The following is a 13,478-nucleotide window of genomic DNA, read 5'->3' as shown; positions in this document are numbered from 1 at the left end:
GCACTCGGCACTATTGGGAAACATGCAGAGCACTTTCTGTTATCGCTAACATTCAGGGTGTAAATAGAAAGACGGTGCATAAAAATCAAGCAAAGAATGGCCGGGTTCCCCGGCTACCCGACCTATCCGTGTTTGCGTAACCACTCCATCACCGACGGGCGCACAGATTGTTCGCCACGATGACGGGCGTCCGCGATGATCTTGCGAACATCCTGTAGGTTCGAACGCAGCAGAAGGCTTTTGACCGGCCCGATCGAGGCCGGGCGCATCGAAAGGGTGCGAATACCCATGGCGGCAAGACACAGGGCCTCGACCGGACGGCCGGCATCCTCGCCGCAAAAGCTAAGTGGCGTGTCCGAGATGTCGCAGCGTTCCACGATACGTTCGATGAAACTGAGAAAGCTGACATTCAGGGTGTCATACCGGCGGCGCACCAGTTCGTTTTCCCGGTCGGCGGCAAAAAAGAACTGTTTCAGATCGTTGCCGCCGATAGAGACAAAATCGACTTCGTCAAAGAATTTCTGAGGCGCAAAACCGAGCGAAGGCGTTTCCAGCATCGCGCCCACCTCAAGCGTCTCGGGTAGGACATGACCAAGGCGTTTTTCGCGCTCGATGGTCTTACTGACTTCCCATCGGGCCTCGCGATATTCGTCCGCTTGCGCGACAAACGGGAACATAACGGTCAACGGGCGTCCATCAGCGGCCCGGATCAGGGCCTGCAACTGCATGCGCATGACGCCCCGTTTGTCCAGCCCGACGCGAATGGCCCGCCAGCCAAGGGCCGGGTTCGGCTCGGACACGTGCTTCATATACGGCAGAACCTTGTCCGATCCGATATCGAGCGTGCGAAACACCACGCGTTTGTCACCGGCTGCGTCCAGAACGCGCTGATATTGCGCCACAAGTTCCGACCGCTTGGGCATCTGGTTGCGGATCAGGAACTGCAGTTCGGTCCGGAACAGCCCAACACCCTCGGCACCGGAGTTGCCCAGAGAGGGCAGATCGGCCATCAGCCCGGCGTTCATCACCAGATTGATGCGGGCCCCGTCTTTGGTCACAGTTGGCGTGTCGCGGATCGAAGCATAACGCTCCTGTGCCTTGGCCTGCATCGCAATCTTGTCACGGAAGGCACTGACGACCGTGTCTTCGGGACGCAGATGAACAACACCCTGATCGCCATCGACCATGATGTGATCACCGTTCAGCGCCTCGGTGGTGATCCGCCCGACATGTACCACCAGTGGGATCGCCAGCGCACGGGCCACGATGGTGGCATGGCTGCCAACCGAGCCTTCTTCAAGCACAATGGCCTTGAGCGTACGGCCATATTCCAGCAGATCCCCGGGGCCAATGTTACGCGCCACCAAAATCGGGTCGGCCGGCAAATCCGCGCTTTCGGTGTTGCCCTGCCCGGTCAGGATGCGCAGCAAGCGGTTGCTGAGGTCGTCCAGATCGGCCAGACGTTCCCGCAGATACGGGTCTGTGACCTGTCCCATGCGGGCACGCGCCTGTGATTGTTCCTTTTCCACCGCCGCTTCGGCACTGAGGCCCCGCGCGATGTCCTCTTCCATCCGGCGCATCCATCCCTTGGAATTGGCAAACATCCGGTAGGCTTCGAGAACCTTGAGCTGATCGGTATCGCCGCCCCGCGAGATTTCCAGCATTTTGTCGACACCGACCCGCAGCTCCTCGACCGCCTCGGTCAGGCGTTCGCGTTCGCGATGCGGATCGTCGGCGATCGGGTTGGTGACAACCACACGCGGTTCGTGCAGCCAGACATGGCCTTCGGCCGATCCTTCTTGCGCCGGACCCCCGCGCAACAGAACGGATTGCTGGTGAAGCGGCGACAGAGCCGCACCTTCGCCCACAAATGCACCCAGCTCAGCCATTTCGGCGAGCACCATGGCCACCACTTCCAGAGCATAGACCTCGTCTGCGGAAAACTCGCGAGCTTCTCGCGACTGGACCACCAGAACCCCCAGTTTCTGACCCAGACGCTGGACCGGTACGCCAAGAAACGAGGAGTACCGCTCTTCGCCGGTTTCCGGCATGAACCGGAACCCCTTGGCCGACGGCGCATCCGCCGCATTAACCACCTTGCCGGATTGCGCAACGCGACCCACGAGACCTTCACCCAGACGAAGGCGGGTCTTGTGCACCGATTCGGGGGACAGGCCTTCGGTTGCGCACAGCTCAAGCGTGTCTTCGTCGCGGAACAGATAGATCGAGCACACCTCGCTCTGAATACTGTCGGCAATCAGCGTGGTGATCCGGTCAAGACGTTCCTGACCGGCGACTTCGCTCGCCATCTCCTCGCGCAGCCGTCCAAGCAGCTTGCGGGATTCTGTTTCGGTGCCGTCCGCCATGGCCTAACCAGTTTACTATGTCAGGCGAAACCCTTGGCCGATAAGCTCAGGCCGCCTTGTCCAGTTCAAAGGCATCATGCAGTGCCTGAACAGCAAGTTCCATGTATTTCCTGTCGACAAGAACGGAAATTTTTATCTCGGAGGTTGTAATGACCTTGATGTTGATCCCCTCATCCGAGAGTACCTTGAACATCTTGGCTGCAACACCCGATTGCGATCGCATACCGATTCCAACCACCGAAACCTTGCAGACATCCTCGTCCGCGACCAGTTCGGCATAGTTCAGCTCGCCCTTTTCCTTGATCTCCAGCAGCGCCTTTTCAGCCCGCGCCACCTGATCGGTTGGGCAGGAAAAAGTCATGTCCGTACGCCCCTCATCCGAGATGTTTTGCACGATCATGTCCACGTTCACGCCCGCATCGCTGAGCGCGGTAAAGATGATCGAGGCGATGCCGGGACGGTCGGCAACGGACACCGCGGTCATTTTCGCTTCGTCACGGGAATAAGCCACACCGGCCACAACATTGGATTCCATGATATCCTCCTCGGCGCAGACCAGCGTGCCTGCATTGTCGGATTGTTCCTCGAAACTGGACAGCACCCGCAGGCGCACCTTGTAGCGCATCGCCAGCTCCACCGAACGGGTTTGCAGCACCTTGGCCCCCAGCGAGGCCAGTTCGAGCATCTCCTCGAACGCAATCTTGTCCAGCTTGCGCGCCTTTTCGCAGATGCGCGGGTCGGTGGTGTAGACACCATCGACATCGGTATAGATATCGCAGCGCTCGGCCCCAAAGGCTGCGGCAAAAGCCACCGCCGTCGTATCCGACCCGCCCCGGCCCAGCGTGGTAATCCGGCCTTCGGAACTCAGGCCTTGAAACCCGGCGACAACCGCGACCCTCATGCCTTCGTCGAATTTCTGGCTGATATTCTCGGTCGGGATTTCCTCGATCCGGGCCTGGCTGTGGGCGCTGGTGGTCAATAGCGGCACCTGCCAGCCTTGCCAGCTGCGCGCGGGGACATCCATTTCCTGCAAGGTCAGCGCCATCAGACCAGCGGTCACATTCTCACCCGACGACACTACGGCATCGTATTCGCGTGCATCATAGAGCGGCGATGTCTCGTCGACCCAGCCCACCAGTTCATTGGTTTTGCCCGACATGGCCGAGACGATGACGATCACGTCGTACCCCTTGGCCACTTCGACGCCCACACGCTTGGCCGCACGACGAATGCGGTCGAGATTGGCAACCGATGTACCACCGAATTTCATTACGAGTACGGGCATGGGGGCAAGTGTCTCCGCGCCTGGGATTCATAGTCCCGAGCCTCATATGCGAGGGGGATCGCAAGGGCAAGGGCGCTGCGATGTTCCGCCTGCATTACACAGCCGCTTTACAATGCTTTGGCGTAATGCAAGCCTGTGCGCGTCTGTAGTTCCAAGAGGTTATTCATGCTGCGCATTGCCATCGCCCTGACGTTTCTATCATCACCTGCTCTGGCACAAGTCGCGACACAGGCCGGAACAGATGGGAAAAACGCCCTAGGCACTGTGCCATGTGCGGCATTGGCCGGAGACCCGCTGCAGAACTGCAACGCGGAATTGCGGCGTCGCGACGATGGAACAGCCACTCTTGCAGTAATGCTGCCAACCGGAGAAGTTCGGAACATCTATTTTACCGATGGAAAACCGGACTCGAGCAGTTCGGCCTCGAAACTCAGCTATGAAACGCCCGGAGACCTGTTTGTGATCTTCATCGAGCCCGGTGAAGTTTACGAGATTCCCCGCGCGGCGTTGAGCAATCAGTAGGCGTGAGATACGCCTTCCCAGGTCTCGAAACAGCCGGTGGTGTTTAGCGACAGCGCCTCAAACCGGTTGATCAGCCCTGCCGCCGCCTGATCAACGGTGATCGCGGCGGCTGAGCCTCCCATATCGGTCTGAACCCAACCGGGATGGTAGATACCGACGGCAATACCATCTCCCTTGAGATCAGTCGCAAGATTGCGGCCAAGGTTCAACACCGCTGCCTTGGAAGCACGGTAAATATAGCTGCCCCCGGGGGCCCGGGTGTGCGACGCCATTTGCGACGACAAAACCGCGATCTTACCACCTGCGGCGCGCAGATTGGGCAACAGGGCCTGAATTGTCAGAAAGACACCGGTCACGTTGGTTGCAAAGCTTTGTGCCCACATATCAGCGGGATAGCCATCAATGCTCTGCCCCTTGTCCAGATATACACCGGCGTTGCAGATCAGCAGGTCAACGGGTTGGCCTTGTAGTTTTTGGGTCATTTCGGCTTGCTGACCCGGATCCGAAACATCTAATCTGACCTGCGCGCTGTGATCACGCGCGGTGCCGGTGACATCCGCGCCCTGCGCACGGTAGCGATCCGCCAGGGCCTGCCCGATTCCGCGATTGGCCCCGGTAATCACAGTGTGCATGGATCAGTTTGTCTTTCTGCTGGGGATAAACGGCAACGGTGCAACCGGCACGCCATCCTCGATCAAGGCCTTGGCCTCGTCCGGCTTTGCTTCACCGTAAATCGCGCGTTCCGGCGCATCACCGAGGTGAATTTTCCGCGCCTCGTTCGCAAAATCCTTGCCCACGTAGTCCAGGTTTTCTTCAACCTTGCGCCGCAAATCCGCCAAAGCCTTTTCAACCTCGGGCGACGGGGTCGAGACATTGATCTGTTCTGCCTTTGCCGGTGCGGTCTCGGGCTGTGCCTGCGCAGTGCGCGCCGGGCGAACACGCGGCGTCATGACAGCCTTTTCAACCTGCTGGCACCCACATACCGCACATGTCACCATGCCGGCTGCTGACAGTTTGTCGTAGGCTTCGGCAGATTGGAACCAACTGTCAAACGTATGGCCTTCGCTGCATTTTAACGCATATTGAATCATGTTTTGCCCAAAATATCGCTTGGCGAATAGATACCCACCGGTATGGCAATATCAAGTCTTTCTGACGTCAACTCAGTGCGGGTACGGCCTAAACTTGTGCAGCAATGCAGCAAGTTCCGGTGACGTGACCTTAAGTGCGGCCTTTTTGGGCGAGCACCACTTGAGCCGACGCTCTCCTTTCTCCGGGAAGCACGACGCCAAGGATTGCACGTGCAGGGGAAACACGTCCACCAGACACAATGCCGCCCCGTGATCCGGGCGTTGCTTGAGGTAAGAAAATCGGCCAAGCCTGTCTGAGATGCACTCTCCGACGACACCGGCTTCTTCCCATGCCTCTTGTGCGGCGGTTTCCGATGGGGTGAGCCCGTCGATCAGCCAGCCTTTCGGGATGATCCAGCGTCGAGACCTCCGGGTTGTGATCAACAACACTTCCGACCGCCCCCGTTCCACGCGGTAGCATAATGCAGCTGATTGCGGCAGAACGGGAATCTTTCCGGTCCTGCGCAGCACATGGGGCGAAAGCCTTGCATCCATCACGCCGTGGCGCCTTTCGAACGGGGTTCATGCCTGTACACCAAACCGCTGAGTTTTTGTGATATTTTGCGGTTCGTTCCATCATGAATACCACATGATGCGAATCAAGCCAAGGTCGACGGAAAGCCAGGTGGCAGAGGCTTACATGCGCGCAGACAGTTTTTGCACCAGCTCGTCATGGGGGATATCGGCATCCATCGCCAGGCGTCTCAGACCAAAATGCACATGAGCGATCTGTTGATAATAGCGCGTGTAGATGTAGTTGGTTCCGCCGCCGGCAATGGCGCCGAGCACCGGCACCGATTGCGCGGCCAGCTTCTGGCCCAGAACCACGGACAAGCGCGGCGCCACGGCAGCGATCAACCGCTGCATCGCGGGACCCGTCAGTGTGAGACGCACGGAAAAGAACCCAAGATCCGCCCCGTCATCATGGGTCATGGGCCCGGCGGCCGACAACACCCGGACACAGTCGAATTTAACGTTTTCCTGTTCGGGATCAAAGCCTTCCCGCGCGGCGGCCCCCTGAATAGATCGCAACAACATGGTTGTGGTCGCAGGCAGTTCCATCAAGGCTGTGGAAACGCCGCCTAATCCCCCGGCGGCGCCCATGGCGGTCGTCACGGCAGTATTCACCCACGGTTTTTGATCCGGTACGGCCCGGCGCGATCCCTGCGCGGCCTGCATGGCAATCCAGAGCGCTTGCTCGGTTGCTCCGGTCAGGCCTTGACGCACGGGCTCCGGCAGCTGTTCCAACAACGATTCAGCCGATCCGCCCAGACGGTTAAGCAGCTTCACTCCAGCGCCGCCGGCCGTTCGGTAATGCTGCGCCAATCGATCCAACTCGGCTTCGGCATCGACCTCTTCGACAAGAACCACGTCCTGCATCTGTACCCTCCTGCCCTTTCAACATCGGTATCGGGCAGAGACGTTTCAATAGGTCAGCGGGTCCAGCGGGTGACGGGACCCTGCACACCATCCCATACGCCGGGCGTCAGGTCGTGCCCCAGAATGCGGTCGGGATTGGTCGGCGGTGGCATCTCGATCCCGTTTAGACGCGCGAAACCGAACCGGGCGTAGTAGGGCGCGTCGCCCACGAGCATCACCCGTTCCCAGCCCTTGCCACGCCCGGCATCAATCCCCCGATGTATAAGAAAACCGCCCAGACCTTCGCCCTGATGCGTGGGATGGACAGCAACAGGCCCAAGAAGCAGCGCGTCATGCACCCCGATGTGGACCGGCCAGAACCGGATCGCCCCGGCCAGAATGCCCTGCCTGTCGCGCGCGACCAGAGAGAGGCCCGGGACGGGCGGAACATCATCCCGCAGGCGGTAAGACGACAGTGCCTCGCGACCCGGCGCGAAGCACAGGTCGTACAGGGCCTCAACCTCCCACCAATCATCCGGTTCTTCCGGTCTGATTTCGAACTGCTGCACCCTGCCCTCTTTTCCTGACTGGCATTCGCCCTAGCACTTCGATACGCCTTGGGCAAACGCTTGGAGATCAGATGTTCTATCGCCCTGAAGACGGCCATGGATTGCCGCATAACCCGTTCAACGCCATCATCACGCCCCGTCCGATCGGCTGGATTTCGTCCCGTGATGCCAGCGGTGTCAACAACCTCGCACCGTATTCCTTTTTCAACGGGGCGGCCTACACGCCACCGCAGGTCATGTTCGCGTCGACAGGCAGCAAACATGATCAAAACGGCGGCAAGGACAGCATCGCCAATATCGAGGCGACCGGTGTCTTCTGCGTCAATGTCGTGGCCTATGCGCATCGGGACGCCATGAATGCCAGTTCCGAAGGTCTGGCAAAACATGTCGATGAATTTGATCACGCGGGTCTGGTCCCCGTCGAATGCGAAACAATCCCTTGCGCACGGATCGAGGGGGGCCCGGCGGCACTGGAATGCAAACTGACGCAGATCGTGACCCTGCCGGGCGACTCCAACCGGGTGGTGTTCGGCGAAGTCACGGGCGTGCATCTGCATGACGACCATATGCGGGATGGCAAGTTCGACGTCACCTCGTTCCGACCTCTGGCCCGACTGGGATATCGAGACTATTCGGTCGTGAACGACCTGTTCAGCCTCGCAAGACCGGATGACTGATGCCCTTACCTGATCCCTCACGCCGGTATCCGATCACTCTGCCCGACGGGTCAGAATACACGGGCACGGTCTTTCTGTCGGAAGTCATTGATCATCCTTGTTTCGAGGCCGGGGCGTACAGCTACGCCTCGGATTTCGACCCGCCCCAGGATTGGGCCACACGGCTGGCGCCGTACCTGTTTCCGTTTGCCGAAGAGAAACTGAAGCTGGGAAAATTCTGCCAGATCGCGCATGGTGTCCGGTTCATCACGTCGTCGGCCAATCATGCGATGGACGGTCTGACATGTTTTCCGTTCCCGGTGTTCAATCCGGATCGCATGTCGGGGTATCAACCCGACACCCGCGACACGATTGTGGGGCATGATGTCTGGTTCGGATATGGAGCGCTCATCCTGCCTGGAACGCAGATTGGCACCGGTGCGATCATCGGCGCGGGCGCGGTCGTGCGGGGTCAGGTTCCGCCATATGCGATTGTCACCGGAAATCCGGCCGAAGTACGGCGTTTCCGGTTCGATCAAGAAACGATCGACCAGCTATTGACCCTGAGCTGGTGGGATTGGCCCGTCGAATTGATCGCCAAAGCCGAAGAGGCGCTTTTGTCCGGCGATATTGAAACGCTGGAACGCATCGCGCCAACGTAACAGGTGGCCAAACTGGCCACCTGTCGCGCCTCAATGCCCACCCAGAATGCCGGTGCGGACCGAGTAGTCCACGGCCAGCCCGTAATCCGGGTCATCATCGCTGTCGACCATCAGGTGTCCGGCCTTGTTCAGCAGTTTGTGGCAATCGCGGCTGAGATGGCGCAGCATCACGCGTTTGCCAGCCGCTTCGTATTTGCCCGCAACATTTTCGATGGCCTGCAGCGCCGACTGGTCAACCACACGGCTCTCCGCGAAGTCCACAATCACAGTGTCCGGATCGCTTGCAATTTCAAACAGTTCGACGAAACCCTCAGAAGAACCAAAGAACAGGGGGCCATTGATTTCGTAGACCTTGGCGCCTTTCTCGGTTTCCGAGTCCCGTGTGACAGCGTGAATGCGCGTGGCGTTATTCCAGGCATAGGCAAGGGCCGAGACAATAACTCCCACAACGACCGCAACAGCCAAGTCCTCCATCACCGTCACAACGGTGACCAGAACGATGACGAACGCATCGGTCAATGGAACCTTGCGCATGATGTTGAACGAGTTCCAGGCAAAGGTGCCGATCACCACCATGAACATCACCCCGACCAAGGCAGCCAGCGGTATTTGTTCGATCAACGGCGAAGCAAACAGAATAAAGATCAGCAAGAACAGTGCCGCCGCAATGCCCGCAACGCGCGTCCGCCCACCGGATTTCACGTTGATCATCGACTGACCGATCATCGCGCAACCGCCCATGCCGCCAAAAAATCCGGTCACGACGTTGGCCGCACCCTGCGCGATGCACTCCTGCGAGGCACCGCCGCGTTTGCCGGTGATTTCACCCACAAGATTCAGCGTCAGCAGGGATTCAATCAGACCAATTGCAGCCAGAATGACGGCATATGGCAGGATGATTTCAAAGGTTTCCCAGTTCAGCGGCACCATCGGGATGTGGAACGCAGGCAGACCGCCCTCGATCGACGCCAGATCTCCGACGCGCGGGACGTCCAGACCAAAGCCAATCACCAGTGCCGCAACAACGACAATGCCTGCCAGAGGTGCGGGTACGATGCGCGTAACGCGCGGCATGACCCAGATCACCGCCATGGTCAACGCCACCAGACCCAACATCGTATAAAGCTGCATACCTGACAGCCATTCACCACCGCTCATGCCGTGACCGGTGTTTTCCATAGTGCCGGGTACTTTGAACTGACCCATCTGCGCCAGAAAGATCACGATGGCCAGACCGTTCACAAAGCCCAGCATCACCGGATGCGGCACCAGGCGGATGAACCGCCCCCAATGCATCATCCCTGCGATGACCTGCAGAATGCCCATCAGAACCACGGTGGCAAACAGGTACTCGACCCCGTGCTGGGCGACCAAAGCCACCATGACAACAGCAAGGGCCCCCGTCGCGCCCGAGATCATGCCGGGGCGACCGCCGATCAGCGCCGTGATCAGACCAACCAGAAACGCTGCGTAAAGACCAACCAAGGGGTGAACACCCGCCACAAACGCAAAAGCCACCGCCTCGGGCACCAGAGCCAGGGCAACGGTCAGACCCGACAGAAGCTCAATCCGCAGACGTGACAGGGTCAGGCCCTCGTCCGGCATCCAGCGGAGATCGGGTATGGCAAGGCGGTTGGCAAAACTTGCCAGCAAGGCTCGGTGCATGGGACGGTCCTGTCGGTCAGGTGGGTTCGCGCGAAAGGCGCCTTCTAGCGTTCAGAGGCCCGTCGAGATACCGCGCCTGACGAGAACCGGGTATGCGCCTAGCGCATAGCTGGGCCCTTCAAACCAAAGTCGGGCACACAAACCGTTGGAGCCACTTGCCAAAAACAACTGGGACCCGCAGAACTCTCTAGGAAGAAATCTGTAGAGGAGAGCCGTTGTGACCCAGACCAAAATTGCCGTTATCGGCGGATCCGGCATTTACGACATCGATGGGCTGGAGCGTCCGGACTGGGTCACGGTTGAAACCCCGTGGGGGACGCCCTCGGATCAGATTCTGACCGGATCGCTGGATAGTGTGGACATGGCCTTTCTGCCGCGCCACGGGCGGGGTCACGTTCATTCACCGACCGACGTGCCCTATCGCGCCAATATCGATGCGCTGAAGCGGCTGGGCGTCACGGATGTGATCTCGGTTTCGGCCTGTGGCTCGTTCCGCGAGCACATGGCGCCGGGAGATTTTGTGGTCGTCGATCAGTTCATCGACCGGACATTTGCGCGAGAGAAAAGCTTTTTCGGAACGGGTTGCGTCGCCCATGTGAGCGTCGCCCACCCCACCTGTGCGCGTCTGAGCGATGCGTGTGAAACATCGGGGCGTGCGGCGGGTATCACCATCCATCGAGGTGGGACCTATCTGGCAATGGAGGGCCCTCAGTTCTCGTCCCTTGCGGAATCCAGGATGTACCGGGAACAGTGGGGCTGCGATGTCATCGGGATGACCAACATGCCCGAAGCCAAGCTCGCACGTGAAGCGGAGCTCTGCTACGCGTCAATTGCCATGGTCACGGATTACGACAGCTGGCACCCGGATCATGGTGAGGTGGATGTGGCCGCGATTATCGCTACGCTTACAGGTAATGCCGACAAGGGCCGCGCGCTGGTCAAGGGGTTGCCTGCTCTGTTGGGGTCGGAGCGGGATTTGTGCCCGCACGGGTGCGACCGAGCCCTCGACTACGCGATCTTGACCGCGCCCGAGAAACGTGATCCGGCCTTGCTGGCAAAACTGGATGCGGTCGCTGGCCGGGTGTTGTAGCGCCTTTTGTCAGGTTCAGTGCTGTTGCAGCGTATCGTCGACCACCTGCCACAATCCGTGAGACCAGAGATCGTTATGCGTTCCGCCTGATATCACGAGTAACTGCGTTTTATCGCTGGCGATAGCGGCCAGGTTTTCACCATGGTGCAGCGGTACAGTCTCATCTTCGGTGCCGTGAAAAATCAATGTTGGCACTTCGATCTGGTCAATAATGTCGCGCGTCGCGAACTGGTCCTTCATTAGCGCATACACTGGCAGCCACGGATAACGCTCGGCGGCGACGTCGACCGTTGCCGTGAACGGCGCTTCAAGAACCAGCAGTTCCGCATCGGGTCGTTGCTCCGCCACCGCAGCCGCAATTGCCGTTCCAAGGCTTTGGCCGTGAAGGATCACGGATTGCCCCTGTTCGTCCAACATGTCGAACAGTTCGACCCCGTCCGAGATCAGCGCCGCCTCGGTGGGATCCCCGCCGCTGCCGGGATATCCGCGATAGCTGGGCGCAAGAAGCCCGTAGCCGCTGTTGAGGATTTCCCCGAAGCGTTCGGACCGATCACCAAGATTGCCGCTTTGCCCGTGAAAGAACAGTACCGTCGGCGCATCCTCGATGATCGGTGGCGCGGACCAAACGGTCAGTTCTGTTCCGTCAGGCATGACCGCTGTCGTGACATCTATGTCTGCAAGCCCCACAACGGCTGGATTGGGTAACACGCCTTCGGGTTTGAACAGCAGGGAGCGCTGGTTCAGGTACATGTATCCAATGGCCGCGGCGTAGAGCGTACCCGCCAGAACAACTGGCGCGATCAGGGCCTTTCTTGATCGCTGCGCGTCAAACCACGTGTGCCATGTTGAGACCCGAGAGAATACGGTTTTTGACTGTGCCATCTGGTCCTCCAATTTAAACCAGGTTCTAAAAGCTTGGGAATTGATGGCGCGGATTCAAGAAACACGCTTCAAGCTTAATCAGATCTTTAGTTTTGGACCTGTGTCCGAGGCGCATGCCGCCGCATAGAAATCTCTTGACCGGACCAAATCTTCAAGGCTTGCTGCGCCTCACGACAATAGCAGGATGACCCATGTCTTTGGACCTTTGGCTGGCCTTTGTGGCTGCTTCGACCGCACTTCTCTTGATCCCCGGGCCGACGGTATTGTTGGTGCTCAGCTACGCTCTGTCTAAGGGGCGCAGCGTCGCGGTTGCGTCGGCGACCGGGGTCGCGGTGGGTGATCTGGTGGCAATGACCGCGTCTTTGCTGGGACTGGGTGCGCTGGTTCTGGCCTCGGCGACGTTGTTTTCCGTTCTGAAATGGGTGGGCGCAGCTTATCTGGTCTGGCTGGGCCTGAAATTGCTGCGCAGCGCGCCCTCTAGCGGATTGAATCCGGTTGACACCGGGCGCGACGTCTCAGCCCGCAGTGTCTTTGGTCACGCCGCGATGGTGACGGCTTTGAACCCAAAATCTATTGCCTTCTTCATCGCGTTTGTTCCGCAGTTCCTCCGCCCGGCCGACCCGCTGGGTCCGCAATTTGCCATCCTGATCGCAACATTCGTCGGGTTGGCGTGGCTAAACGCCCTAGCCTATGCCCTGTTGGCCGACCGGCTGCGTCGAACCATCGGGCGCGCGGGCGTGATCACTGCGCTGACCCGGTTTGGAGGACTAACTCTGATCGGTATGGGTGTGGCCACAGCGGTCTTGCGCCGACCAGCGTGAACACTGCTAGTCCTCTGCGTTTTCCTTCATGAAACCGCGGATGAAGCGCCGGATCTCACGTGCCGCCGAAGTGTCGAGTTCCTTGCATAGGTCCACAAAAGCGTCGCGTTCATCCTTGTCCAGCCGCAGGACCAACTGACTGTTTTTCTTGGTAGATCTCTTACCGTCTTTCTTTGCCACGCGCCTTGTTCCCGTCAAACACTTGATTCATGTCTCTATGCATTGTATATACATTGGATAGAGGATGTAGATATCGGGCACCTAACAACAAAAAAAGGATTATGGCAATGAACCTTCATGTCGCTCAGGCATTTCTATTGCGAGACCAGCGCAACTGGCGCAAACCACACCTCTCGTGGCTGCCCCCCGCGCTGTATCGCTACTATGGACTGCCGAACGCCCCATCCGCCCGTCGTAAGTAAGCACGGGCAACAATCTTTTCTTGCAAGACTGACCCCGATGGGCCAAACA

15 protein-coding genes are annotated in these 13,478 nt (G+C 59.0%); 5 read left to right on the top strand and 10 right to left on the bottom strand.

What is annotated here, in order from left to right; genetic code table 11:
• Nucleotides 1–122 precede the first annotated feature (122 nt).
• Both ptsP and ACR3E0_RS06785 read right to left on the bottom strand, forming a co-directional pair.
• Nucleotides 123–2,366, bottom strand: coding sequence for a phosphoenolpyruvate--protein phosphotransferase (ptsP, locus tag ACR3E0_RS06790; protein WP_480477414.1), 2,244 nt, complete (start codon nucleotides 2,364–2,366; stop codon nucleotides 123–125).
• 46 nt (nucleotides 2,367–2,412) lie between these two features.
• A complete protein-coding gene (locus ACR3E0_RS06785) occupies nucleotides 2,413–3,651 on the bottom strand; it encodes an aspartate kinase (RefSeq protein WP_480477412.1) in 1,239 nt (412 codons plus the stop codon).
• A gap of 165 nt (nucleotides 3,652–3,816) precedes the next feature.
• Between ACR3E0_RS06785 and ACR3E0_RS06780 the strand changes: the two genes are divergently transcribed.
• Complete coding sequence (locus ACR3E0_RS06780; RefSeq protein WP_480477410.1) at nucleotides 3,817–4,173, top strand: hypothetical protein; 357 nt, start codon at nucleotides 3,817–3,819, stop codon at nucleotides 4,171–4,173.
• On the opposite strand, the gene ACR3E0_RS06775 is transcribed toward ACR3E0_RS06780, so the two are convergent.
• From ACR3E0_RS06775 to ACR3E0_RS06755, 5 genes are all read right to left on the bottom strand, one after another.
• The gene (locus ACR3E0_RS06775; protein ID WP_480477408.1) at nucleotides 4,167–4,805 is read right to left on the bottom strand and encodes an SDR family NAD(P)-dependent oxidoreductase; all 639 of its coding nucleotides are present in this window, start codon (nucleotides 4,803–4,805) and stop codon (nucleotides 4,167–4,169) included. The two genes, ACR3E0_RS06780 and ACR3E0_RS06775, sit on opposite strands and share 7 nt — an antisense overlap.
• A gap of 3 nt (nucleotides 4,806–4,808) precedes the next feature.
• Nucleotides 4,809–5,264 carry a DUF1178 family protein gene (locus ACR3E0_RS06770; RefSeq protein ID WP_480477406.1) on the bottom strand — a complete coding sequence of 152 codons (456 nt, stop codon included), beginning with the start codon at nucleotides 5,262–5,264 and terminating at the stop codon, nucleotides 4,809–4,811.
• A 72-nt stretch (nucleotides 5,265–5,336) separates the two neighbouring features.
• Nucleotides 5,337–5,798 (bottom strand): NUDIX hydrolase, encoded by a 462-nt coding sequence (locus ACR3E0_RS06765; protein ID WP_480477404.1) that lies wholly within the window; start codon nucleotides 5,796–5,798, stop codon nucleotides 5,337–5,339.
• Between the two features lie 141 nt (nucleotides 5,799–5,939).
• Nucleotides 5,940–6,683, bottom strand: a complete 744-nt coding sequence (locus ACR3E0_RS06760) for an EcsC family protein (RefSeq protein ID WP_480477402.1) — start codon at nucleotides 6,681–6,683, stop codon at nucleotides 5,940–5,942.
• Between the two features lie 53 nt (nucleotides 6,684–6,736).
• Nucleotides 6,737–7,231 carry a GNAT family N-acetyltransferase gene (locus ACR3E0_RS06755; RefSeq protein ID WP_480477400.1) on the bottom strand — a complete coding sequence of 165 codons (495 nt, stop codon included), beginning with the start codon at nucleotides 7,229–7,231 and terminating at the stop codon, nucleotides 6,737–6,739.
• A 71-nt stretch (nucleotides 7,232–7,302) separates the two neighbouring features.
• On the opposite strand from ACR3E0_RS06755, the gene ACR3E0_RS06750 reads away from it, so the two are divergent.
• Entirely contained in the window at nucleotides 7,303–7,908 is a 606-nt protein-coding gene (locus ACR3E0_RS06750) for a flavin reductase family protein (protein ID WP_480477398.1), read from the top strand.
• Nucleotides 7,908–8,549, top strand: a complete 642-nt coding sequence (locus ACR3E0_RS06745; protein ID WP_480477396.1) for a CatB-related O-acetyltransferase — start codon at nucleotides 7,908–7,910, stop codon at nucleotides 8,547–8,549. The genes ACR3E0_RS06750 and ACR3E0_RS06745 overlap by 1 nt, the downstream gene beginning before the upstream one ends.
• A 30-nt stretch (nucleotides 8,550–8,579) precedes the next feature.
• Here ACR3E0_RS06745 and ACR3E0_RS06740 read toward each other — a convergent pair whose 3' ends face one another.
• Nucleotides 8,580–10,214: a SulP family inorganic anion transporter gene (locus ACR3E0_RS06740; protein ID WP_480477394.1), complete on the bottom strand. Its 1,635-nt coding sequence runs from the start codon at nucleotides 10,212–10,214 to the stop codon at nucleotides 8,580–8,582.
• Nucleotides 10,215–10,431: 217 nt separating this feature from the next.
• Between ACR3E0_RS06740 and ACR3E0_RS06735 the strand changes: the two genes are divergently transcribed.
• Nucleotides 10,432–11,304 carry an S-methyl-5'-thioadenosine phosphorylase gene (locus ACR3E0_RS06735; RefSeq protein WP_480477392.1) on the top strand — a complete coding sequence of 291 codons (873 nt, stop codon included), beginning with the start codon at nucleotides 10,432–10,434 and terminating at the stop codon, nucleotides 11,302–11,304.
• A gap of 15 nt (nucleotides 11,305–11,319) precedes the next feature.
• Here ACR3E0_RS06735 and ACR3E0_RS06730 read toward each other — a convergent pair whose 3' ends face one another.
• Complete coding sequence (locus ACR3E0_RS06730) at nucleotides 11,320–12,186, bottom strand: alpha/beta hydrolase (protein WP_480477390.1); 867 nt, start codon at nucleotides 12,184–12,186, stop codon at nucleotides 11,320–11,322.
• 191 nt (nucleotides 12,187–12,377) lie between these two features.
• On the opposite strand from ACR3E0_RS06730, the gene ACR3E0_RS06725 reads away from it, so the two are divergent.
• Nucleotides 12,378–13,007 (top strand): LysE family translocator, encoded by a 630-nt coding sequence (locus ACR3E0_RS06725; protein WP_480477388.1) that lies wholly within the window; start codon nucleotides 12,378–12,380, stop codon nucleotides 13,005–13,007.
• A gap of 6 nt (nucleotides 13,008–13,013) precedes the next feature.
• On the opposite strand, the gene ACR3E0_RS06720 is transcribed toward ACR3E0_RS06725, so the two are convergent.
• Nucleotides 13,014–13,187, bottom strand: a complete 174-nt coding sequence (locus ACR3E0_RS06720) for a hypothetical protein (RefSeq protein ID WP_170432107.1) — start codon at nucleotides 13,185–13,187, stop codon at nucleotides 13,014–13,016.
• Nucleotides 13,188–13,478: the final 291 nt, after the last annotated feature.

This window comes from Ruegeria sp. AJ12, from assembly GCF_056536245.1.
Note: the sequence above shows the minus strand (reverse complement) of the source record. Positions and strands in the feature narration are given on the sequence as shown.

What these genes read in the sequence shown, in the direction of transcription:
- ACR3E0_RS06725 (WP_480477388.1), top strand. Translation starts at nt 12,378, where the DNA reads ATGTCTTTGGACCTTTGGCTGGCCTTTGTGGCTGCTTCGACCGCACTT.
- ACR3E0_RS06775 (WP_480477408.1), bottom strand. Translation starts at nt 4,805, where the DNA reads ATGCACACTGTGATTACCGGGGCCAATCGCGGAATCGGGCAGGCCCTG.
- ACR3E0_RS06780 (WP_480477410.1), top strand. Translation starts at nt 3,817, where the DNA reads ATGCTGCGCATTGCCATCGCCCTGACGTTTCTATCATCACCTGCTCTG.
- ACR3E0_RS06770 (WP_480477406.1), bottom strand. Translation starts at nt 5,264, where the DNA reads ATGATTCAATATGCGTTAAAATGCAGCGAAGGCCATACGTTTGACAGT.
- ACR3E0_RS06785 (WP_480477412.1), bottom strand. Translation starts at nt 3,651, where the DNA reads ATGCCCGTACTCGTAATGAAATTCGGTGGTACATCGGTTGCCAATCTC.
- ACR3E0_RS06765 (WP_480477404.1), bottom strand. Translation starts at nt 5,798, where the DNA reads ATGGATGCAAGGCTTTCGCCCCATGTGCTGCGCAGGACCGGAAAGATT.
- ACR3E0_RS06745 (WP_480477396.1), top strand. Translation starts at nt 7,908, where the DNA reads ATGCCCTTACCTGATCCCTCACGCCGGTATCCGATCACTCTGCCCGAC.
- ptsP (WP_480477414.1), bottom strand. Translation starts at nt 2,366, where the DNA reads ATGGCGGACGGCACCGAAACAGAATCCCGCAAGCTGCTTGGACGGCTG.
- ACR3E0_RS06750 (WP_480477398.1), top strand. Translation starts at nt 7,303, where the DNA reads ATGTTCTATCGCCCTGAAGACGGCCATGGATTGCCGCATAACCCGTTC.
- ACR3E0_RS06730 (WP_480477390.1), bottom strand. Translation starts at nt 12,186, where the DNA reads ATGGCACAGTCAAAAACCGTATTCTCTCGGGTCTCAACATGGCACACG.
- ACR3E0_RS06740 (WP_480477394.1), bottom strand. Translation starts at nt 10,214, where the DNA reads ATGCACCGAGCCTTGCTGGCAAGTTTTGCCAACCGCCTTGCCATACCC.
- ACR3E0_RS06760 (WP_480477402.1), bottom strand. Translation starts at nt 6,683, where the DNA reads ATGCAGGACGTGGTTCTTGTCGAAGAGGTCGATGCCGAAGCCGAGTTG.